This is a genomic window from Stenotrophomonas sp. Bg11-02, from assembly GCF_002836635.1.
Lineage (GTDB): Bacteria > Pseudomonadota > Gammaproteobacteria > Xanthomonadales > Xanthomonadaceae > Stenotrophomonas > Stenotrophomonas lacuserhaii.
In genome coordinates, this window is the sequence record NZ_PJAY01000061.1 from 114,452 (window position 1) to 136,383 (window position 21,932).

The 21,932-nt window shown below is 63.7% G+C and carries 15 protein-coding genes, 1 tRNA gene and 1 pseudogene; 12 read left to right on the top strand and 5 right to left on the bottom strand.

Annotation, left to right across the window (positions count from 1 at the left end; translation table 11 throughout):
- Window positions 1-4: 4 nt before the first annotated feature.
- Window positions 5-412 carry a thioesterase family protein gene (locus CXG43_RS19600; protein ID WP_332870928.1) on the bottom strand — a complete coding sequence of 136 codons (408 nt, stop codon included), beginning with the start codon at window positions 410-412 and terminating at the stop codon, window positions 5-7.
- Entirely contained in the window at window positions 412-3,414 is a 3,003-nt protein-coding gene (gene uvrA / locus CXG43_RS12395; protein ID WP_101100210.1) for an excinuclease ABC subunit UvrA, read from the bottom strand. The genes CXG43_RS19600 and uvrA overlap by 1 nt, the downstream gene beginning before the upstream one ends.
- 292 nt (window positions 3,415-3,706) lie before the next feature.
- On the opposite strand from uvrA, the gene rplU reads away from it, so the two are divergent.
- From rplU to cgtA, 3 genes are all read left to right on the top strand, one after another.
- Window positions 3,707-4,024, top strand: coding sequence for a 50S ribosomal protein L21 (gene rplU / locus CXG43_RS12400; protein ID WP_042615146.1), 318 nt, complete (start codon window positions 3,707-3,709; stop codon window positions 4,022-4,024).
- An 11-nt stretch (window positions 4,025-4,035) separates the two neighbouring features.
- A complete protein-coding gene (gene rpmA / locus CXG43_RS12405) occupies window positions 4,036-4,299 on the top strand; it encodes a 50S ribosomal protein L27 (protein WP_042615145.1) in 264 nt (87 codons plus the stop codon).
- A 198-nt stretch (window positions 4,300-4,497) separates the two neighbouring features.
- On the top strand, window positions 4,498-5,553 hold the full coding sequence (gene cgtA / locus CXG43_RS12410; protein ID WP_101100211.1) for an Obg family GTPase CgtA: 1,056 nt from the start codon (window positions 4,498-4,500) through the stop codon (window positions 5,551-5,553).
- 731 nt (window positions 5,554-6,284) lie between these two features.
- On the opposite strand, the gene rpsT is transcribed toward cgtA, so the two are convergent.
- Window positions 6,285-6,554, bottom strand: a complete 270-nt coding sequence (gene rpsT, locus CXG43_RS12415; RefSeq protein ID WP_042614258.1) for a 30S ribosomal protein S20 — start codon at window positions 6,552-6,554, stop codon at window positions 6,285-6,287.
- A gap of 116 nt (window positions 6,555-6,670) precedes the next feature.
- Between rpsT and murJ the strand changes: the two genes are divergently transcribed.
- From murJ to CXG43_RS12445, 6 genes and pseudogenes are all read left to right on the top strand, one after another.
- Window positions 6,671-8,263, top strand: a complete 1,593-nt coding sequence (gene murJ / locus CXG43_RS12420; protein WP_101100212.1) for a murein biosynthesis integral membrane protein MurJ — start codon at window positions 6,671-6,673, stop codon at window positions 8,261-8,263.
- A gap of 75 nt (window positions 8,264-8,338) precedes the next feature.
- Window positions 8,339-9,286, top strand: a complete 948-nt coding sequence (locus CXG43_RS12425) for a bifunctional riboflavin kinase/FAD synthetase (RefSeq protein ID WP_101100213.1) — start codon at window positions 8,339-8,341, stop codon at window positions 9,284-9,286.
- The gene (ileS, locus tag CXG43_RS12430; protein WP_101100214.1) at window positions 9,283-12,114 is read left to right on the top strand and encodes an isoleucine--tRNA ligase; all 2,832 of its coding nucleotides are present in this window, start codon (window positions 9,283-9,285) and stop codon (window positions 12,112-12,114) included. Before CXG43_RS12425 ends, ileS begins: the two co-directional genes overlap by 4 nt.
- Entirely contained in the window at window positions 12,114-12,632 is a 519-nt protein-coding gene (lspA, locus tag CXG43_RS12435; RefSeq protein WP_057509280.1) for a signal peptidase II, read from the top strand. The genes ileS and lspA overlap by 1 nt, the downstream gene beginning before the upstream one ends.
- Window positions 12,633-12,668: 36 nt before the next feature.
- Window positions 12,669-13,619, top strand: coding sequence for a 4-hydroxy-3-methylbut-2-enyl diphosphate reductase (gene ispH / locus CXG43_RS12440; protein WP_042615501.1), 951 nt, complete (start codon window positions 12,669-12,671; stop codon window positions 13,617-13,619).
- 190 nt (window positions 13,620-13,809) lie between these two features.
- Window positions 13,810-15,693, top strand: a pseudogene (locus CXG43_RS12445) (peptidase M61).
- Between the two features lie 56 nt (window positions 15,694-15,749).
- Here CXG43_RS12445 and CXG43_RS12450 read toward each other — a convergent pair.
- On the bottom strand, window positions 15,750-16,781 hold the full coding sequence (locus tag CXG43_RS12450; RefSeq protein WP_332870938.1) for a hypothetical protein: 1,032 nt from the start codon (window positions 16,779-16,781) through the stop codon (window positions 15,750-15,752).
- Between the two features lie 344 nt (window positions 16,782-17,125).
- Between CXG43_RS12450 and CXG43_RS12455 the strand changes: the two genes are divergently transcribed.
- Entirely contained in the window at window positions 17,126-17,848 is a 723-nt protein-coding gene (locus CXG43_RS12455) for a hypothetical protein (protein ID WP_101100215.1), read from the top strand.
- Between the two features lie 35 nt (window positions 17,849-17,883).
- A tRNA-Thr gene (locus CXG43_RS12460) sits at window positions 17,884-17,959 on the top strand.
- A 384-nt stretch (window positions 17,960-18,343) separates the two neighbouring features.
- Here CXG43_RS12460 and CXG43_RS12465 read toward each other — a convergent pair.
- The gene (locus CXG43_RS12465) at window positions 18,344-19,342 is read right to left on the bottom strand and encodes a DUF3644 domain-containing protein (RefSeq protein WP_101100216.1); all 999 of its coding nucleotides are present in this window, start codon (window positions 19,340-19,342) and stop codon (window positions 18,344-18,346) included.
- Window positions 19,343-19,888: 546 nt separating this feature from the next.
- Between CXG43_RS12465 and CXG43_RS12470 the strand changes: the two genes are divergently transcribed.
- Complete coding sequence (locus CXG43_RS12470) at window positions 19,889-21,664, top strand: DUF262 domain-containing protein (RefSeq protein WP_101100283.1); 1,776 nt, start codon at window positions 19,889-19,891, stop codon at window positions 21,662-21,664.
- Window positions 21,665-21,932: the final 268 nt, after the last annotated feature.

Consider the following 21,932-nt stretch of genomic DNA (forward strand, 5'->3'; position numbering starts at 1 on the left):
CACCTCAGGTGGAGGCGTTGCGTACGGCGTCGGGAAGCGGGGCGCTCCTGCCGGTCTGGGTGTCCATCCACACCACCACTACGTTGCCGTCCGAATACAGGCGCGATTCGTCCTGCTGGTCGACGATCCGGTGGCCGATGGTGACGCTGCTGTTGCCCAGCCGTTCCACGAACAGTTCCACCAGGATGTCGTTGGGCCACACGATCGGCAGCCGGTAATTGACGTTGGTGGCTGCCACCACCGGTGCGATGCGGTCGGTCATCGCCACACCTTCCACCCCCAGCATCCAGCGCACGCGCGCTTCTTCCAGATAGGAAATGTACTTGGCGTTGTTGACGTGGCCCATGCTGTCCATGTCGCGCCAGCGCACGCTGATCGGGATGCGGGCGAGGATCTTTTGCTCGGTGCTCATCAGGCGTCCTTCTTCTTGCGCGTAGCGGTGGTCTTGGTCGCGGTGGACTTGCTGGGGGCGGCGGTGCTCTTGGCCGCGGCGGCCTTCTTCTTCGGCTCCGGCTTCACCTTGCGCGGCGGGCGCGCATCGGGCTTGTTGGCCACCGCCGCCGGTTTCTCCGGGCGCGCGCTGACCGAGGGCAGCATCTTGGCCAGGAACTGGCCGGTGTACGAGGTCGGGCAGGCCGCCACGTCTTCCGGAGTGCCGGTGACCAAGATGGTGCCACCGCGATGGCCGCCTTCCGGACCGAGGTCGACGATCCAGTCGGCGGTCTTGATGACATCCAGGTTGTGCTCGATCACCACCACCGTGTTGCCTTCGTCGCGCAGCTTGTGCAGCACGCCCAGCAGCGCTTCGATGTCATGGAAATGCAGGCCGGTGGTCGGCTCGTCCAGGATGTACAGCGTGCGCCCGGTATCGCGGCGCGACAGTTCCTTGGACAGCTTCACGCGCTGCGCTTCACCGCCGGACAGGGTGGTCGCACTCTGTCCCAGCTTGATGTAGCTCAGGCCCACGTCGACCAGCGTTTCCAGCTTCCGCGCGATGCTCGGCACCGGCTCGAACAGCTTCAGTGCATCTTCGACGGTCATCTGCAGCACGTCGTTGATGTTGTGGCCCTTGTACAGGATCTCCAGCGTTTCGCGGTTGTAGCGCTTGCCGTGGCAGACATCGCAGGGCACGTACACATCCGGCAGGAAGTGCATCTCCACCTTGATCAGGCCATCGCCCTGGCAGGCTTCGCAGCGGCCGCCGCGCACGTTGAAGCTGAAGCGGCCCGGCGAATAGCCGCGCGCACGTGCTTCGGGCACCTGGGCGTACAGCTCGCGCAGGGGAGTGAACAGGCCGGTGTAGGTGGCCGGGTTCGAACGCGGGGTACGACCGATCGGCGACTGGTCGATGTCCACCACCTTGTCGAACAGGTCCAGCCCGTCGATTTCCCTGTACGGGGCGATATCGTGCGATGCGCCGTTGATCTCGTTGGCGGCCAGCGAGAACAGCGTGTCGTTGATCAGCGTCGACTTGCCCGAACCGGACACGCCGGTGATGCAGGTCATCAGCCCCGCCGGAATGGCCAGGTCGACGTTCTTCAGGTTGTTGCCGCTGGCCCCGCGCAGGTGCAGGGTCATCTTCGGGTTCGGCTTGTGCCGGCGTGCCGGGATCTCGATCGCACGCTTGCCCGAAAGGTACTGGCCGGTCAGCGAACGCGGCGCGTCCAGGATGTCCTGCAGGCTGCCCTGGCCGACGATCTCACCGCCGTGCACGCCTGCGCCCGGACCAATATCCAGCACGTAGTCGGCCAGGCGGATCGCATCTTCGTCATGCTCCACCACGATCACCGTGTTGCCGAGGTCGCGCAGGCGGGTGAGGGTGCCAAGCAGGCGCTCGTTGTCGCGTTGGTGCAGGCCGATGGACGGCTCATCCAGCACGTACATCACGCCGACCAGGCCGGCGCCGATCTGCGATGCCAGGCGGATGCGCTGGGCTTCGCCGCCGGACAGCGTATCGGCCTTGCGCTCCAGGCTGAGGTAATCCAGGCCCACGTCGACCAGGAAGCCCAGCCGCTCGCCGATTTCCTTGACGATCTTGCTGGCGATCTCGCCACGCCAGCCGGGCAGGCTCAGCGTGCTGAAGAACTTCAGTGCTTCGTCAATGGGCATCACCACCAGGTCCGGCAGTGGACGGTCGGCCACGAACACGTTGCGCGCGGCACGGTTCAGGCGCGCGCCCTTGCACTCCGGGCAGCTCTGCTCGCTGATGTACTTGCCCAGTTCTTCCTGCACCGCCGCCGATTCGGTTTCCTTGTAGCGGCGTTCCAGGTTGGGAATGATGCCTTCGAAGCGGTGCTTGCGCTGGGTGCGGCCACCGGCTTCGGTGAAGTAGGTGAAGCTGATGGTTTCATCGCCGCTGCCGTACAGCACGGCCTTCTGTACGCTGGCCGGGAGGGTGTTCCAGGCTGCGTCCACGTCGAACTTGTAGTGCTTGGCCAGCGAGGCGATCAGCTGGAAATAATAGGCATTGCGACGGTCCCAGCCGCGCACCGCACCGGCCGACAGCGGCAGCTCGGGATGCACGACCACGCGCGAGGGATCGAAGAACTCGGCCATGCCCAGGCCATCGCAGCCGGGGCAGGCGCCCATCGGCGCATTGAACGAGAACAGGCGCGGTTCCAGTTCCGGCAGCGAGTAATCGCAGACCGGGCAGGAGTACTTGGAGGAGAACAGCGCAGGCGCCGTTTCCGGGTTGTCCAGCGACTGCACCGAGACCATGCCATCGCCCAGCTTCAGCGCGGTTTCGAAACTCTCGGCCAAGCGCTGCTTGATGTCCTCGCGCGGGCGGAAGCGGTCGATGACTGCTTCGATGGTGTGCTTCTGGCGAAGCGCCAGCGGCGGCACCTCATCGATTTCATACAGCACGCCATCCACGCGCACGCGCACATAACCCTGCGCGCGCATCTGGTCGAACACCTGCGCATGTTCGCCCTTGCGGTCGCGGATCACCGGTGCCAGCAGCATGTAGCGCTGTTCCGGGTCCAGGGTCAGCACGTGGTCGACCATCTGGCTGACGGTCTGCGCTTCCAGCGGATAGCCGTGGTCGGGGCAGCGCGGGGTGCCCACGCGCGCGTACAGCAGGCGCAGGTAGTCGTAGATTTCAGTGATGGTGCCGACGGTCGACCGCGGATTGTGCGAGGTCGACTTCTGCTCGATCGAGATGGCCGGGGACAGGCCTTCGATGTGGTCCAGGTCCGGCTTTTCCATCACGCTGAGGAACTGGCGGGCATAGGCCGACAGCGATTCCACGTAACGGCGTTGGCCCTCGGCGTAGATGGTGTCGAAGGCCAGCGAGGACTTGCCCGAGCCGGACAGCCCGGTGATCACGATCAGCTTGTCACGCGGCAGATCGAGATCGATGTTCTTGAGATTGTGCGTCCGCGCGCCGCGGATGCGGATGAAATCCATCGCCATGGGGGATCCGGTGTTGGGGGCTTGGGCTGGGGCCCGGCCAGCAGGAAGGGCGTCGGGGAGGGCAATCAAGCAGCCTACCGAGCAGACCAGATGGGGGCAATGGGCGACAATGCCAGCCGCCTGTCGCAGCACATGAGACTGACGTACAGGGTGATGAAGGCCTTGTCGCGCCTGGGTTTGCGGGGTGTGGGGGAGGGTTGACCGGGGCCGGGTGTGCCGGTACAATTTCGCTCCTGTCTGCCCTCGATGGCAGCAGTCAATAGACCACAATAACTACAAAGGAAGTCTGGTCATGTACGCAGTACTGGTCACCGGCGGTAAGCAATACCGCGTCGCGCAGGGCGAAAAGCTCCGCGTGGAAAAGCTCGAAGTCGAAGTCGGCAGCGAGATCAAGTTCGACAACATCCTGCTGCTCGGCGACAGCGATGGCATCAAGATCGGCGACGCCCTGAGCGGCGCTGCGGTCACTGCCACCGTCCTGTCCCAGGGTCGTGCCGACAAGGTCCGGATCATCAAGTTCCGTCGCCGCAAGCACCACATGAAGCGCCAGGGTCACCGTCAGTACTACACCGAAATCGAGATCACCGGCATTGCCGGTGGCAGCAAGTAAGGAGATAGGTCATGGCACATAAAAAAGGCGTAGGCTCTTCGCGCAACGGTCGCGACTCCAACCCGAAATACCTCGGCGTGAAGATCTTCGGTGGCCAGGCCATCGACGCCGGCAACATCATCGTGCGTCAGCGCGGCACCCAGTTCCACCCGGGTACCGGCGTCGGCCTCGGCCGTGACCACACCCTGTTCGCCCTCGTGGACGGCAAGGTGGAGTTCTCGGTGAAGGGTGCGAAGAAGCGTCGCACCGTCAGCGTGGTTTCGGCCGAAGCCTGATCCAGGCGCGGCTGGCGCCCATGCCAGTCATGGGTGCGCTGCAGAAGAGCCCCGCTTCGGCGGGGTTTTTCGTTGGATGCAGCAGGTAGTTTCGAGGTACATCCGGTCCACCGCGCAGGTGGCCGAGCCCTGGCGACGCCGGGGCAGTAGAATCCCAAGGCGACGGCAGGCTGCCGCGCCCATCGCAGGCATCGAAAAATGAAACTGGTAGACGAAGCAGAAATTGAAGTGTTCGCCGGCAACGGCGGCAATGGCTGTATCGGCTTCCGTCGCGAGAAGTTCATCCCGCTCGGTGGCCCCGATGGTGGCGATGGCGGCGGCGGTGGCAGCGTGTGGATCCGCGCCGACGAGAACCTCAACACCCTGGTCGATTTCCGCCATGACCGCATCTTCAAGGCGCAGCGCGGCGAGAACGGCATGGGCCGCCAGGCCTATGGCAAGGGCGGCGAAGACCTGGTCATCACCGTGCCGGTTGGCACCACGGTGACCAACGTGGCCACCGATGAAGTGATCGGTGACCTGACCCAGCACGGCGATCGCCTGCTGGTGGCCAAGGGCGGCCGCGGCGGCCTGGGCAACATGCATTTCAAGAGCTCGACCAACCGCTCGCCGCGCCAGGCGCTGCCGGGCGAGCCGGGTGAAGAGCGCTCGCTGAAGCTGGAGCTGAAGCTGCTGGCCGACGTTGGCCTGCTGGGCTTCCCGAACGCCGGCAAGAGCACGCTGATCCGTGCGGTGTCGGCGGCGACGCCGAAGGTGGCTGATTACCCGTTCACCACGCTGTACCCGAACCTGGGTGTGGTGAAGGTGGAGAACTACCGCAGTTTCGTGATCGCCGATATTCCCGGGCTGATCGAAGGTGCCGCCGACGGCGCTGGGCTGGGCGCGCAGTTCCTGCGCCACCTGCAGCGCACCCGTCTGCTGCTGCATCTGGTGGACATTTCGCCGATGGAAGGCGGGGTGGAAATTTCGCCGGTGGAGCAGGTGCGTGCGATCGAGCGCGAGCTGGAGCGGCATGATCCGGAGCTGCTCGACAAGCCGCGCTGGCTGGTGCTGAACAAGGCTGACCTGATGTTCGAGGACGAGGCCAAGGCAGCGGCCGAGCAGATCATTGCGGACCTGGGTTGGAAGGAGCCGTGGTTCCTGGTGTCGGCGCTGGGTCGTGAGGGTACGTTCCCGGTGATGAGCAAGATCATGGCGTTCTTCGATCGTCAGAAGGAAGACGAGCTGCAGGCGCGACACGCGGCTGGCGAGTAATCGTCTTCGTTTGGCATTGCGCGAAAAGCCCGGCTTCGGCCGGGTTTTTTGTGGCTGTTGGTTGGCGGCGGGTTGGCGGCGAACGGCGGACCCCCTCGTGGTGGGTCGCTCTACAGCTTGATTTCTGGGTTGGGCCGGGCGGGAGGGGTTGGTGGGGGACGGCAAGAGCCGCTCCTGCGGGCCTCGTTTCGCGCCATCCTTGGCGCGGGTCCACGTCATCGCATTCGCGCTGCCGCTCCCACGCTTTGCTGCGCAAACCGCGGGCCCCGTCTCACCAGCACCCACACCCCGCCGCTTCGCGGCCGCCCCTGACTCAGGGGCTCCTCCACCCGACGCGCCACCGTGCCTCTCGGTAGCGCCGACCCATGGTCGGCGAGCGCAGCGGGCCGTTGGCGGGAGCATTCCGCCGACCATGGGTCGGCGCTACCGATCTGCTTTTCTTTTTCCGTGGTGGGCGGCCGCAGAATTCCGGCAAGGCCGGGCGGTGGGGCTGGGCGGGGGCGTTGAGCGCCAAGGATGGCGCGAAACGAGGCCCGCAGGATGCGGCTGTTGCCGTCCCCCGACCAGCCCCACCGCCCGGCCCAAATCAGAGAGGGCTTTACGCGACCTACCACGAGGGGCGCCGCCGTTCGCCGCCAACTCGCCGCCAACCAGCAGGCAACAAAAAACCCGGCCGGAGCCGGGTTTCAAGTAGCAGCCAACACCCTGGGGGTGCGGGCGACTTCGCCTGATCAGGCGGCCTTGAGGGCCTTGATGCGGGCGGTCAGGCGGCTCTTGTGGCGAGCAGCCTTGTTCTTGTGGATCAGACCACGCGCGCTGAAACGATCGAGGATCGGCTGGGCAACGGTGAAAGCGGCTTCGGCGCCGGCTGCATCGTTGTTATCCAGAGCCTTGATCACTTTCTTGACAGCGGTGCGCAGCATCGAGCGCTGAGCCACGTTGCGCGCGTTGCGCACGACGGTCTGCTTGGCGCGCTTCTTGGCGGACTTGATATTGGCCACGGTGGTGGTTTCCTGAAAAATCGGTGTTATGGGAACAGCAAGCTAGCTAGTATGATGACTCGAGAAATGTACGTCAAGTCGATTGTCAAGAGGATGTTTGAGTGAGTTCACCCAAGATGCTGCGGGGCCTGCTGTCGTTCAGCAGCATGACAATGGTTTCGCGGGTGTTGGGGCTCGTACGGGACACCGTCATCACCACGACTTTTGGTACGAACGCCACGACGGACGCGTTCTGGGTCGCCTTCAGGGTACCTAATTTCCTGCGCCGGTTGTTCGCCGAGGGCTCTTTTGCCACCGCCTTCGTGCCGGTGTTCACCGAAGTGAAGGAGACCCGCAGCCACGAGGAGCTGCGCGACCTGATGGCCCGGGTGGCCGGGACGCTCGCCGGCGTGTTGATGGTGGTGACGGCACTGGCGCTGATCTTCGCGCCGCAGCTGGCCAATTTGTTCGCCAGCGGCGCTACCACCGATCCGGCCAAGCAGGGCCTGCTGGTCGACCTGTTCCGGCTGACGTTCCCGTTCCTGTTCTTCGTCTCGCTGACCGCGCTGGCGGGCGGGGCGCTGAACAGCTTCCAGAAATTCGCGATGCCGGCGCTGACCCCGGTCATCCTCAACCTGTGCATGATCGGCGGCGCGCTGTGGCTGGCCCCGCGCATGGACGTGCCGATCCTGGCGCTGGGCTGGTCGGTGCTGGTGGCCGGGATGCTGCAGTTGCTGTTCCAGTTGCCCTCGCTGAAGGGCATCAACCTGCTCACCCTGCCGCGCTGGGGCTGGAAACATCCCGGCGTGCGCAAGGTGATGACACTGATGATCCCGACCCTGTTCGGCTCGTCGGTGGCGCAGATCAACCTGCTGCTGGACACCGTCATCGCCGCCAGGCTGATCGATGGTTCGCAGTCCTGGTTGTCCCTGGCTGACCGCTTCCTGGAGCTGCCGCTGGGCGTGTTCGGGGTGGCGCTGGGCACGGTGATCCTGCCGGCGCTGGCACGCCATCACGTCGGCACCGACCGCGCGGGCTTCTCCAATGCGCTGGACTGGGGCCTGCGGATGACCCTGCTGATCTCCATCCCGGCCATGCTGGGGCTGCTGCTGCTGGCCGAACCGCTGATCGCCACGATCTTCCAGCACGGCCAGTTCAGCGCGTTCGATACCCGCATGACCGCGCTGGCGGTATACGGCCTGAGCTTCGGGCTGCCGGCCTTTGCGCTGTTGAAGGTCGTGCTGCCGGCCTTCTACGCCCGCCAGGACACCCGCACCCCGGTGCGCGCCGGCATCGCCGCGCTGGTGGCCAACATGGTGTTCAACTTCGCCCTGCTGGCGGTGCTGTACCAGGTGATGGTGCCGGCGGAGCTGCGCGCGCAGGGCGTCATGCAGGCGCTGGGCCAGCAGCCGGGGCTGCATCTGGCGCTCGGCATCGCCAGTGCGCTGTCCAGCTACCTGAACCTCGGGCTGCTGTGGTACTGGCTGGGCAAGACCGACGTGTATGAGCGCCGCCCCGGTTGGTCGCGTTTCCTGGTCCGCCTGGCGGTGTCGTGCGTGGCGATGGTAGGCGTGCTGCTGGCCCTGCTGTACTGGCTGCCGGCGTTCTCGCCGATGGGCCTGTGGCAGCGGATCGGCGCGCTGTCGCTGCTGGTCGGGGCGGGCGGGGCGACCTACCTGCTGGTGCAGGTGGCGCTGGGCCTGCGTCCGCGCGACCTGCGTGGGCATTGATCCACGGCCACCACGGCTATACTTCATGGTTACCACAGTTGATCCAGCGGCCCGTGCCGGCCGCGAGCGGAGTTGATGAGCAGGTTGTTTCGAAGCGTTGAGGGCGGGGCGTTGTTCCCGCACGGAAGCGTGGTCTGCATTGGTGCCTTCGACGGCCTGCACCTGGGCCACCGGGCGCTGGTGCGCCACGCCGTCGCCCGTGCCCGCGCGCTGGGCGTGCCGGCCGTGGCCGTGGCCTTCGAGCCGTTGCCGCGCGAGTTCTTCGCCCAGGGCACGCCGCCACCGCGGTTGACGCTGGCGCGCGGCAAGGTGGAGATGCTGCGCGAACTCGGCGTGGATGCCATCGGCCTGCTGCGTTTCGATGCGCGCATGGCCGCCATGCAGGCCGAGGACTTCGTGCAGCGCCTGCTGGTACAACGGCTGAGCGCGCGTGAAGTGTGGATCGGCCCGGAATTCCAGTTCGGCAATCGTCGGCGCGGCAACCTGGCGTTGCTGCAGCAGATGGGCGCCCAGCTCGGCTTCCAGGCCAATGAAATCGAGCCGGTCCATCTGCGCGGTGAGCGCATCTCCAGCACCCGCATCCGCCAGCTGCTGCTGGCCGGTGATTTCGACCACGCCAGCGACCTGCTGGGGCGGCCCTACGCGATCGGCGGACGGGTCGTGCGCGGACGCCAGCTGGGCCGTACGCTTGGCTATCCCACCGCCAACCTGCGTTTCCCGAAGACGCCGGCGCTGTCGGGCATCTATGCCACCCTGGTGCACGGCGTTTTCGAGCAGCCTTGGCCTTCGGTGTCCAGCTTCGGCACCCGTCCCACCGTGGACGGCGTGGAGCCGCTGCTGGAAGCCCACCTTTTCGATTTCCAGGGCGACCTGTACGGTCGACACATCGACGTCGAGTTCGTGGCCAAGCTGCGCGACGAAGAAAAGTTCCATGATCTGGCGGCACTGACCGACCAGATGCACCGCGATGCCGAACAGGCGCGCGCCATCCTTTCCGAACATAGATTGCGAGCCACTGCGTGAGCCAGGACTACAAAGCCACCCTCCATCTGCCGGCCACCGAATTCCCGATGCGCGGCGACCTGCCCAAGCGCGAGCCGGGCATCCTGGCGCGCTGGGAAGAGCAGGGGCTCTACGCGCAGCTGCGCGAGAACGCCGCCGGCCGCCCGCTGTTCGTGCTGCACGACGGCCCGCCGTATGCCAACGGCCGCATCCACCTGGGCCATGCGGTCAACAAGATCCTCAAGGACATCATCGTCAAGTCGCGCTATCTGGCCGGCTTCGATGCGCCCTACGTGCCGGGCTGGGACTGCCACGGCCTGCCGATCGAGATCGCGGTCGAAAAGAAGTGGGGCAAGGTCGGGGTGAAGCTCGATGCGGTCGAATTCCGGCAGAAGTGCCGTGAGTTCGCCGAGGAGCAGATCGAGATCCAGCGCGCCGACTTCAAGCGCCTGGGCGTGACCGGCGACTGGGACAACCCGTACAAGACGCTGAGCTTCGAATTCGAAGCCAACGAAATCCGCGCGCTGTCCAAGATCGTGGCCAATGGCCACGTGATCCGCGGCGCCAAGCCGGTGCACTGGTGCTTCGACTGTGGTTCGGCGCTGGCCGAAGCGGAAATCGAATACCAGGACAAGGTCTCGCCGACGGTGGACGTGGCCTACACGGCGCGTGATTCCAAGGCGCTCGCCGCGGCCTTCGGCGTGGACCTGCCCGAAGGCGTGGAAGTGGCGGTGCCGATCTGGACCACCACCCCGTGGACCCTGCCGGCATCGCTGGCGGTGTCGCTGGGTGCGGCCATCGAGTACTCGCTCGTGGAGGGCCCGGCGCACAAAGGCGGCCGTCGCTGGCTGGTGCTGGCCACCGCGCTGGCCGGCCGCTCGCTGGCACGTTATGGCGTGCAGGACGTGGTCAGCCACGGCCACGCCAACGGCGCGGCGCTGGAAAACCTGCTGCTGGCCCACCCGTTCTATCCGCAGCGCGATATCCCGCTGCTCAATGGCGCCCACGTGTCCGACGAAGACGGTACCGGTGCGGTGCATACCGCCCCCGGCCACGGCCAGGAGGATTACGCGGTCAGCCAGCAGTACGGCCTGCTGGAGCGCTACCACGCCGGTGAAATCAATCCGATCGACGGCGCGGGCGTGTACCTGCCGTCGACCCCGCCGGCCGGCGATGTCGTGCTGGCCGGGGTGCACCTGTGGAAGGCGCAGCCGCTGATCGTGGAGGTGCTGCGCGCGTCCGGCGCACTGCTGGCCTTCGCCGAGATCACCCACAGTTACCCGCATTGCTGGCGCCACAAGAAGCCGGTGGTGTTCCGTGCCACCCCGCAGTGGTTCATCTCCATGGAGAAGGCGAAGCTGCGCGAAGATGCGCTGACCGCCATCGACAACGTGGGCTGGTTCCCAGCCTGGGGCAAGGCGCGCATCCAGAGCATGGTCGATGGCCGGCCGGACTGGTGCATCAGCCGCCAGCGCACCTGGGGCGTGCCGATCGCACTGTTCACCCACCGCATCACCGGTGAAATGCACCCGCGCAGCGTGGAGCTGATGCAGGCCGTGGCCGATCGCGTGCAGGTGGACGGCATCGACGTCTGGTACTCGCTGGACGCCGCCGAACTGCTGGGCGCCGAAGCGGCCGACTACGAAAAAGTCACCGACATCCTCGATGTCTGGTTCGATTCCGGCGTCACCCACGAAGGCGTGCTGCTGGCGCGTGGCTTCGGCAAGCCCGCCGACCTGTATCTGGAAGGTTCCGACCAGCACCGCGGCTGGTTCCAGTCCTCGCTGCTGACCGGTGTGGCGATCGACCGCCATGCGCCGTACAAGCAGTGCCTCACCCATGGTTTCACCGTGGACGAGCACGGCCGCAAGATGTCCAAGTCGCTGGGCAACGGCATCGAGCCGCAGGACATCATGAAGACCCTGGGTGCGGACATCCTGCGCCTGTGGATCGCCTCGGCCGACTACAGCAATGAAATGTCGCTGTCGCAGGAGATCCTCAAGCGCAACGCCGATGCCTACCGTCGGCTGCGCAACACCGCACGCTTCCTGCTGGCCAACCTGGACGGTTTCGATCCGGCCGTCCACCTGCGCCCGCTCAACGACATGGTCGCGCTGGACCGCTGGATCGTGCACCGCGCCTTCGAACTGCAGGAAAAGATCAAGGCGGCGTACGAAAGCTACGACATGGCCGAGATCGTGCAGCTGCTGCTGAACTTCTGCAGCGTGGACCTGGGTTCGCTGTACCTGGACGTGACCAAGGACCGCCTGTACACCATGGGCGAGGACTCACGCGGCCGGCGTTCGGCGCAGAGCGCGATGTACCACATCGCCGAAGCGTTCACCCGCTGGATCGCCCCGATCCTGACCTTCACCTCCGACGAGCTGTGGGGCTACCTGCCGGGCGAGCGCAGCGCACACGTGCTGTTCGACACCTGGTACGACGGCCTGGCGCCGCTGCCGGCCGATGCTGAACTGTCCGCCGCCGATTTCGACCAGCTGCTGGCCCTGCGCGAGCAGGTGTCCAAGGTGCTGGAGCCGATGCGTGCCAACGGTGCCATCGGTGCCGCGCTGGAAGCGGAGATCACCGTCGCCGCCAGCGAAGAGCAGGCCGCACGCTGGCAGCCGCTGGCCGAGGAATTGCGCTTCCTGCTGATCAGCGGTGACGTGCAGGTGCGCCCGGCGACCACCGAGGAAGTGTTCGTCAGTGCCCAGCCGACCAGCAAGACCAAGTGTGTGCGCTGCTGGCACTTCCGTGCCGACGTGGGCAGCGTGGCCGAGCATCCTGAGATCTGCGGCCGCTGTGCCGACAACATCGACGGTCCCGGCGAAGATCGGCGGTGGTTCTGATGACCGCCGTCCGTCCGCGTCCGAACGCGCTGATCTGGCTGGTCCTGTCGGTGGTGGTCATCATCCTGGACCAGTGGAGCAAGGCCTGGGTGCTGTCCAGCCTGCCCGAATACGAGCCGGTGCCGGTCATCGAAGGCTTCTGGAACTGGTTCCGCACCTACAACACCGGGGCGGCGTTCAGCTTCCTCAGTGATGCCGGCGGCTGGCAGAAGTACTTCTTCACCGTGCTGGCGATCGGCATCAGCGGCCTGATGGCGTGGTGGCTGTACGGCACCGCCCGCAGCAACTGGCGCAGCGCGCTGCCGTTCGCGCTGGTGATCGGCGGGGCCATCGGCAACGTGATCGACCGCCAGGTGCACGGCCATGTGGTGGATTTCATCCAATGGTACGTGGGCGACCACTACTGGCCCTCGTTCAACATCGCCGATGCGGCGATCGTGGTAGGCGCCGTCGGTATCGCGGTGTTTGGCCTGTTCGAGGGCAAGTCGTCCAAAAAAGCGGATAATACGACCCCGTAACCCCCCAAGCCGGCCGACGCCGGGAGACGTTGATAGATGGATGTCCTGCTCGCCAATCCGCGTGGTTTCTGTGCTGGTGTCGATCGTGCGATCGAGATCGTGAAGCGCGCGATCGAAACGCTCGGTGCACCCATCTACGTGCGCCATGAAGTGGTGCACAACCGTTTCGTGGTCGACGACCTGAAGCAGCGTGGCGCCATCTTCGTCGAGGAACTGGACGAAGTACCGGACAACAACACGGTCATCTTCAGCGCACACGGCGTATCCCAGGCGGTGCGCCAGGAAGCCGATCGCCGTGGCCTGAAAGTGTTCGACGCCACCTGCCCGCTGGTGACCAAGGTGCATTTCGAAGTGGCGCGCCATTGCCGCGCCGGCCGCGACGTGGTGCTGATCGGCCATGCCGGCCACCCCGAAGTGGAAGGCACCATGGGCCAGTGGAACCAGGAAGCGGGCACCGGAAAGATCTACCTGGTGGAAGACGTGGAGCAGGTGGCCTCGCTGGTGCTCGACCAGCCGGAAAACTTCGCCTACACCACCCAGACCACGCTGTCGGTGGATGACACGCGCGGCATCATCGATGCGCTGCGTGCCAAGTTCCCCGCCATGCAGGGGCCAAAGAACGACGACATCTGCTACGCCACGCAGAACCGGCAGGACGCCGTGCGCGACCTGGCCAAGCGCTGCGACCTGGTGCTGGTGGTGGGCTCGCCGAACAGCTCCAATTCCAACCGGTTGAGCGAACTGGCTCGCCGTGAAGGCGTGGAGTCCTACCTGATAGACGGCGCGCACGAGATCGATCCCGCGTGGGTGATCGGCAAGCAGCACATCGGCGTCACCGCCGGTGCATCGGCACCGCAGGTGCTGGTGGACGGCGTGCTGGCCCGCCTGCGCGAACTCGGTGCCGACGGCATCGGCGAGCTGGAAGGCGAACCCGAATCGATGGTGTTCGCCCTGCCCAAGGAACTGCGCCTGCGTCTGGTCGACTGACCACCGCGCAGCCTCTGGTAGCGCCGACCCATGGTCGGCGAGCGAAGCGGCCGCCTTTGCGTTTGCCGTTCCGGGCGATTCCCACCCGACTTTGCCCAATCCGGCCACCGGCCGATCCGTGACCTTTGGCCATGGGGCGGGGCATTGCCGTGGGCCTAGGATCAAGGTTCCCCTTCTGCTGGAACTGCCGATGAAAACCCGTGCCCTGGCGCTGTCCGTCCTGCTCTCGTTGACGACAACGCCGGCACTCGCGTAGACCCCGCCGCCAGCTGGCAGTGCCTGGCCCGGCACGCTGCGCATCAACGTCGACGCACGTGACCTGGACCGCCGCATCTTCAAGGTCACCGCCACGGTGCCGGCCAAGCCGGGCCCGCTGACCTTGCTGTATCCGCAGTGGCTGCCGGGCAACCATTCGCCCAGTGGCCCGATCGACAAACTGGCCGGCCTGCAGGTCACCGCCAATGGCAAGCCGCTGAAGTGGCAGCGTGACCAGTTCAACGTGTATGCCTTCAAGGTGGACGTGCCGCAGGGCGCCACCGAAGTGGTGGCGCGCTTCAGTTACCTGTCTTCGCAGGGCGGCAGCCAGGGCCGCGTGGTGATGACCCCGGAAATGCTCAACCTGCAGTGGAACGCCAGTTCGTTGTATCCCAGCGGGGTGGATGCCGGAGGGCTGCAGGCGCAGGCCAGCGTGACCCTGCCGGCCGGCTGGTCCTATGCGACCGCGCTGGAAACCGAGCGCCGCGACGGCGACACCGTGGTATTCAAGCCGATCAGCTATGAGCACCTGGTGGATTCGCCGTTGTTTGCCGGCGAGCACTTCCAGCGCTTCGACCTGGATCCCGGTGCGAAGCAGCCGGTGCACCTCAATGTCTTCGCCGACGATGCCAAATCGCTGAAGGCCAGCGCAGAGCAACTGAAGGCGCACCGCGCGCTGGTGCAGCAGATGGACAAGCTGTACGGCGCACGCCATTTCGATCATTACGACTTCCTGCTGGCCCTGACCGACAAGCTGGGCGGCATCGGGCTGGAGCACCACCGTTCCAGCGAAAACAGCGGCGATGTGGGCTATTTCACCGAGTGGGACAAGAACTGGTGGGCGCGCGATCTGCTGCCGCACGAGTACAACCATTCCTGGAACGGCAAGTACCGCCGCGGCGCCGACCTGGCAACCGCCAACTTCAACGTGCCGATGGGCGACAGCCTGCTGTGGGTGTACGAAGGGCAGACCCAGTTCTGGGGCCAGGTGCTGGCCGCGCGTTCCGGATTGTGGAGTACCGACCAGGCGCGTGACATGCTCGCCAACGTGGCGGCGACATTCGATCGCGGGCGTCCCGGACTGGCCTGGCGGCCGCTGCAGGACACCACCAACGACCCGACCATCGCCCAGCGCCGTGGTCTGGCGTACCGCAACTACCAGATGAGCGAAGACTACTATTCCGGCGGGCAGATGCTGTGGCTGGAAGTGGAGGGCAAGCTGCGCGCGCTGAGCGGCGGCAAGCGCGGCCTGGATGATTTCGCCAAGGCCTTCTTCGGCATGGACAACGGCGCGTGGGACGTCAATCCGTACACCTTCGATGACGTGGTGGCCACCTTGAACACCATCGCCCCGGCGGACTGGGCCGGCTTCCTGCGCGAGCGCCTGGATGGGCATGGATCGCTGATCGGCGGGCTGGAAATGGCGGGCTGGAAGCTGGCTTACCGTGATACCCCGAACGAGGCCTTCAAGGCGCAGGAAACCCGTGCCAAGGCCGCACTGCTGACCTATTCCATCGGGGCTACCGTGACCGACGCTGGCGTGGTGGGTGACGTGGTGTGGGACAGCCCGGCCTTCAATTCCGGTCTTGCACCGGGTATGACCGTGATCGCCGTGGACGGACGCGAGTACAAGAGCGAGCGGCTGAAGGAGGTCGTCGCCGGCTCCAGGGACAGCAAGGCGCCGATCACCCTGCTGGTGAAACATTTCGACCGGGTAATGCCGATCAGCATCGATTACCACGGCGGCGCGCAGTACCCCGCGCTGGAACGGATTGCCGGCACGCGCGATGGGTTGTCCGCGCTGTGGAAGGCGCGCTGACCTCACCCTGTCCCGGTAGCGCCGAAGGCAGCGGCAGGAGCCGCTGCCAACGTCGCTTACGACGGCCCGGAGGGGGCCGGCCAGGACGGCCGGCATAGCCATGCTCGGCGAGCAGCATCCTGATCCATCTGCACACGCGACGGATTGCCGGGATCGTAAAGAATCTGCAGCGTCTCACGTGGAATCGTCGCCAGATCAAGCAACGGCACGTAGCGCCGGACCACCGCGCGCTGCGGCTGTCCGCCCACATCGGTAAACCGCAGCTGGAACTCCACCTGCGGCTGTTCGTTGAAAAACGCACCGGTCTGCCGTACGTCGTCGACGATGGCAACGGTGCGCACGCCGCGATACTTCAGCGCATTGGCCGCCGCATCCGCTTGCAGCCGGCGCATCAACATTCGTATGCCAACGACGAACACCCACAGCACCAGCGGACAGATCAGCAGCGGATGCCCAAGGCTGAGAAACGTCCAGCCCAGTCCATCGTTCTGCAGGTGCCACGCCACGCCGTACGCACTCGCGACCACTGCCACGAACAACACGCCGATCGACGCGCGCAGCCATAGCGTGCTGTGGTTGGTCTCCGGCGTGCCGCCTTCCAGGGACATGTTGGGATAGGGGCCGGGCGAACGGCTCAAACGGGCGGGTAGCGTGCGGCCGACTTCGTAGCGCCGCTGCATCGGCTTGCTGTCCACCAGCACGAGTTCATCGGTGATGGGCGTGCCAGACAGATTGTCGAAGGCCAGGCGCAGCCGCAGCTGTGGGAAACCGTCGACGCTGCCGGGCAAGCAGACCACCTGCTCGATAAGTGCATTGCGCGGCTCACCGCGGGTCAGGATGTCGTGCATCCGGCGCACCGAGCGCACTCCGGCGAGCACGAGGGTGTCTACGTAGACGTAGAGCAGGCCCAGCCACAGACCCACGGAGACGGCCAGCATCGTCAGCGCCCACGCCGGCGCGATTCGGGCCTCGAGCGGCACGGGGTAACTGGCTTGGCCGTACATCATCACGGGCACGCCGACGGCGAATATCAGCGCGAAGAACAGCAGGAATGCGCCCCAGAACCAGAGTGGATTTTTCACGGCCATGTGAGGGAGTACAGGGGAGGGCAGCGTACTACAGGGGTGTCAGGGGCTTGTCGGGAATGGCATTGGGGCCACGCGCAGCTTGTGACGTTTGAGGGCACTATAAGGGCGACACAGCAGGAGCACGGGACGCGATGAGAAGGACAGCGGTAATCGCAGGATGCGTAGTGGTTGTCGTGGCAATCGGCGGTACGCTCTGGTGCTGGCGTGGCGATGCGCAGCCCGGGACGGTGTCGGCTGTTGAAGCGGACCTTGTCGGGCGTGTTGCAGGCAGCGCAATGCCCGTCGCGCGGCTGACGCCCCGGCAGCCTTCAGGCCGCCCCGGATCTTCCGCCTACGATCCAGCCATGCTGCAGCAGGTGGGCGCGAAGGCCTACAGCATCCACCGCCCCCCGCCGTGGCGTACGGCCGGGGACGCGAAGCAACAGGTGCTCGCGCTGAAGCCCCGCTCGGACGCGGGTGACGGTCTTGCCACGTATGAAATCGAGCTCGTGGTGCGTGACTGCAGGAATCTGATCTCCGGGGAACCCGAAGCGAGCTGGCAGGCCATGCGGCGCGCCGGCATGCGACTGGATCCGGACTTCCTGAGCAAGCTGGAGGTGCGTTTGGGCGAGTGTGTCGCCCTGAGCCAGGACCCCGCGCTCTACCGGGCGCCATGGCTGGCGCGCGCGGCCCAGCAGGGTTCGGTGGAGGCGCAGTTGCTCTACGGCATCGACGTGCGAACGGCGGTGGGTGCGGCGTCGGCAGAGGAACTGGCTGAGCGCGAGGAGGACGTGCTGGCGTGGCGTGAGACCTCCCTGCGCTACCTGCATTCGCTGGCGGACGGCGGCAACGTGGAGGCGCTGTCAGGCCTGCAGAGCGTTAATGAACACGGTTACCGGACCGTCAAGGATCCGGTCGCGGCTTACGCCTACGGGCAGGTGCTGCAACGGCTGAGCCCCACGTTCTGGTCCGATGCGCTGCTGGCCGAGTCCCGCCAGGCCCTCTCCCTGGACCAGCAGCGGATGGCCGCTGAGCAGGCGGAAGCAATCTACCGTCGCTGCTGCATGCTGCCCGGGCCCAGTGATTGACCGGCTGTTCCCCAGCCCCTAGAATTGCCTGCTCAGCCGGAATAGCTCAGTTGGTAGAGCGGCGCATTCGTAATGCGTAGGTCGTAGGTTCGATTCCTATTTCCGGCACCAGTTGTATGAAAAGCCCCGGCCTTGGTCGGGGTTTTTTGTTTGGGGGTCACGCGGAACCCATTGATTGGTGAGGAACTCACGCTGAGCCGATCATGGACTGGGCTTTCATGGTGCCAGTTGCGGAGGGTTCGCATCCGTGCCAATTTCCAGCTTGCTTGCGATGAACCGGCTTCAATGTGCCTTACTCTCTGGAGCCTCACAGCCCTCCACTCCTTAGCACATGTCTGAATCGTCGGGCATCTTTGTTAGAGTCTGCTGCGTTGCCCAAGGTCGTACATTGATGGCACATCGCATTAAAGCGATCCTACGAGCGTCCGCTGCGCCACGTGGTTCTTCGGCCATCAATCTGAGTCTAGATGGTGTTGCTGCTGAACTGCGGCGGACCTATAGCCCACGGTCAGCGTATTCATCGAGAATGCGGTCGCGCATATTCGGGCTATAAAAATCTTTCTTGCTGCTATGTGGGTTGTTTGGATCCAGCAAGCGTGAATGGACTAGCCCACGTTCTGCCATCAAAGGCCTTTTGATCGCGTGGAATTCGGCATTGAATTTGATCTCCGGTTTCCGCCGACGTAGCTGTGCCTGAAGTTCAGAGTATGACCATGGGTAAGACTCCATCAGCTGGTTCTCGTCCAAACGCACGGCCAATGCTTCCGCATCCCGGGTTACTTGGACGTTCGCCGCGGTGTCAAGATTTGAACGGCGTAAGCGCACATCTACGCGGACCGCAACTTGATAATCTCCATCAGCGGCTGGCTGTGTCGCTGTTGCCTGGAGGCGATCAATTAATCGCTTCTCATCCCGTGTAACCACGACCGCGCCAACCTCCTCAGTACCGTGGAAGAAGGCAACCGGGAGCATCAAAGACAGTGAAGAGCCAAAGTCTCGGTCAAACCATGCCTTGGACAGGGTCACATAATTGCGGACGCTGGCACATGCTAGTTCAAGAACATTTCGTTGCAGTAGGGCGCTCGCAACAATAAAATGCGTTGCGTTGTCACGTACATCAATCATCGCGTCCAGGTTCAAGGCAACTTCTTGGGGTACCCGGTCTCCTCGCTCCCTAGACTTCTCAAGCTCAGTGACGCAAGCGCTCAGCTGCAAAGTCATCGCGTTGCCAGTACGATTCTTTTTGACCGTCATCTGTTTAGTGCTTTTCCCACCTCCTTTTAGGGCGCGTGGAAGACGCACCTGGATGGCCTTGGTGTCGTTCCTAGCCTCCTTAAGAATTTTTGCCTTGAGTAGCAATTCCCATGCATTGACAGCAAGGATGCAGAAGGTTTCTTCCCGATATGAGAAGGTTGGCTTGTTGTATACCTCAATGGCTGCAAGCATCGCAGCGTGGGACTTCTCAAGGAACTTTTGATTTAGCGCGGTTGCCATCCTTGCTGTGCCTACTCTGTGGAAATGATTAATAATCTCCCATAGGGGAGGTTCGAGCAACGTCTAAGAGGTGCGCGATGCCTATGCATCGGCTGATCGTGGGAGGGACGATCATATGATGGAGGCGTTCACGGGCGTACAACTGGCCGGATCCGGTCTCCAATGCAGCGTTAGCGCGCGATTTTGCTGCTTTCGGTCCTCGGTTGAGCGAGAGTTGATAGGCACCTCCTCAATTTAGTGCTGCTATCCTTCTCCTGCTAGCAGATAGCGACTACGATGGCTCTCTCGCTAGCGCGCGAACCAAAGAGCGTGATCGCTTTGATTGTCTTTCTCCCGTCTTGCCCGACCCAATACTTCGGTTGCGCTCCTTGGGGAGGATTGAGTGATAGCTGTCGGACGTATCGCGATTGCTTGGGTGGCGGGGCTGCGAAGTTCACGCTTTGCGATCCGAGCGCGCTTTTGGGTAGGCTTTTAGGAGCGTGGTATCAGCGGATGGAGTCAAGTCCAAGAATTTTAATGTAGTGATTCGGTGCCCAAGGGGAGATGATGAGCACTCAGAGTATAAATGGTCGCGATATTCCGGTTGCTGAAGTATTCAAAGACTTTTATCGAGTTCCAGATTACCAGCGGGAATACGTTTGGCAGTCGGAGCAGGTCGAGCAGCTGTTGACTGACGTGCTTAACGAGCTGGATGGTCAATCTGCGAGTGAGGCGCCGGAGTACTTCATCGGCAGCGTGGTGGTATGTCCGGGTGGTGACGGCGTGTTCGATCTGATCGACGGGCAGCAGCGCATGACAACGTTGTTCGTCACGCTGTGCGCGATCCGCGACCGAATCGCTGCGTTGGGTGAAAGCCCGTCGTCCGCTTTGGAGAAGATGATCGCCGATTCCAGCGATGACGCAAACGGGAATAGCCTTTTCCGCTATCGCTTGGACTTGCAGTACATGGATAGCGGTGAAGTGCTGGTTGGCATTGCAAAAGGCCAGGCTGATCCAACGAATGGAAAAGAAACACGCTCGATCAGCAACATCGTCAATGCCCACAGGGTCGCGACCGCGTTCCTGATCGATCAGTTTGCGACAGATATGAGCAGCCTCCGCAGGTTCTACGGCTACCTGATCAACCGGGTGAAGCTGATCCGTATCCAGACCGCGGATGTGGCAAGGGCGCTGAAAATTTTCGAGACCATCAACGACAGAGGCGTTGGGCTGGATTCAATGGATCTGCTTAAGAACTTGTTATTTATGAAGGCGAGTTCCAGCGAGTTTGACGCTTTAAAGGGGGTGTGGAAATCGTTGCAGGACAAGATCTTTTCGGCATCGGAGAAGCCACTACGCTTCTTGCGATACTTCATTTTCAGCCGCTACAACGTAGAGCAGCTGCGAGAAGATCAGATTTATGCTTGGTTCTCGAGCAACGAACCCATCTGCGGCTACAACGGGAATCCGCTGAGGTTCGCCAACGAGTTGCTGGATGCCGCTAGTGCGTACGCGTACTTCCTGAAGGGTCAGGACGCCAAGGGTCAGAAGCGACCGGAGCTGCAAAGCTTGCAGTACCTTGGCGGCCGCGCAGCACGCCAGCACTTGATCCTGCTACTGGCCGGTCGTCATCTGCCGTCTGAACTATTCACTCGCCTAGTACGGGAGGTGGAGAATTTGTTCTTCATCTACGTTGCCAGTCGTGAGAATACTCGTGACTTCGAGCGGAACTTCGCCAAGTGGGCTCCGGAGTTGCGAGCGGTGAAAGATTCCGAGTCGCTTGATGCGTTTCTGGACAAGCGGATCAGGCCGGCTAGGAATTCATTGGCCTCTAAGTTTGAGGACGCTTTCAAGCGAATGAACGCAGGAGACTTGCAAGGTTATCGTCTTCGTTACATCCTCGCCAAGCTCAATCAGGGTCTGGAGGTGGAAGCTTATGGCGAGACCGAGGGAACCAAGTGGCTGATGAACTTCATTGAGAGGGAGTTCGAAATCGAGCACATTCAGCCGCAGAACCCATGCGATGCCGCCAAGGATGAGTTCGGCGTGCCTGTCGACGCCAGGGTGATCAACAATGTCGGAAACCTAGTTCTGGTCGAGAAGCCGATAAATGCGTCACTAGGCAACAAGGCTTACAGCGAGAAGAAGAAGGTCTACCCGAAGTCCAAGCTGCTACTGGTACGTTCGATCGCGGAGCTGCCCAAGGTCGGTGCGAATACCAGCGTGGATCGCGCGGTAAGTGGGCTCACGCCATTCGACGGCTGGAACGAGGAGGCGATTGCCAGCAGGCAGGCACTTTTGTTGGGTCTCGCCAGGGGAATTTGGGGCGTGCCGGCAGCTTAGGCGCAACTAGCGCTGACTGTTGAGTTCATCGATAGCAGTGGACCATCTGTGTGTCGGTAGAGTCAATTTCTTCGGCGTTGTCGTCCAGCTTCCCCCCTCTCTTTGGATGAATGCAGTGCAGCGTGACTCGGCTCTTGTCGTCAGGTTTTGGTTGAGGGGAGGGGGCGGCAAAGTGAAGTGCAGCGGCTGATCGCGGACGATCCTTATCCAAACATCGCCCCGCATGGCGTCCTAAGTTGGCCTTATCGCCACTTACGGGACAGCGATC

Excerpts from the sequence above, each read along its gene's own strand:
- CXG43_RS12470 (WP_101100283.1), top strand. The coding sequence starts at position 19,889 with ATGAGCACTCAGAGTATAAATGGTCGCGATATTCCGGTTGCTGAAGTA.
- lspA (WP_057509280.1), top strand. The coding sequence starts at position 12,114 with ATGACCGCCGTCCGTCCGCGTCCGAACGCGCTGATCTGGCTGGTCCTG.
- ispH (WP_042615501.1), top strand. The coding sequence starts at position 12,669 with ATGGATGTCCTGCTCGCCAATCCGCGTGGTTTCTGTGCTGGTGTCGAT.
- CXG43_RS12455 (WP_101100215.1), top strand. The coding sequence starts at position 17,126 with ATGCTGCAGCAGGTGGGCGCGAAGGCCTACAGCATCCACCGCCCCCCG.
- rpmA (WP_042615145.1), top strand. The coding sequence starts at position 4,036 with ATGGCACATAAAAAAGGCGTAGGCTCTTCGCGCAACGGTCGCGACTCC.
- cgtA (WP_101100211.1), top strand. The coding sequence starts at position 4,498 with ATGAAACTGGTAGACGAAGCAGAAATTGAAGTGTTCGCCGGCAACGGC.
- rplU (WP_042615146.1), top strand. The coding sequence starts at position 3,707 with ATGTACGCAGTACTGGTCACCGGCGGTAAGCAATACCGCGTCGCGCAG.
- CXG43_RS12425 (WP_101100213.1), top strand. The coding sequence starts at position 8,339 with ATGAGCAGGTTGTTTCGAAGCGTTGAGGGCGGGGCGTTGTTCCCGCAC.
- CXG43_RS12450 (WP_332870938.1), bottom strand. The coding sequence starts at position 16,781 with ATGGCCGTGAAAAATCCACTCTGGTTCTGGGGCGCATTCCTGCTGTTC.
- uvrA (WP_101100210.1), bottom strand. The coding sequence starts at position 3,414 with ATGGCGATGGATTTCATCCGCATCCGCGGCGCGCGGACGCACAATCTC.
- CXG43_RS19600 (WP_332870928.1), bottom strand. The coding sequence starts at position 412 with ATGAGCACCGAGCAAAAGATCCTCGCCCGCATCCCGATCAGCGTGCGC.
- murJ (WP_101100212.1), top strand. The coding sequence starts at position 6,671 with ATGCTGCGGGGCCTGCTGTCGTTCAGCAGCATGACAATGGTTTCGCGG.
- CXG43_RS12465 (WP_101100216.1), bottom strand. The coding sequence starts at position 19,342 with ATGGCAACCGCGCTAAATCAAAAGTTCCTTGAGAAGTCCCACGCTGCG.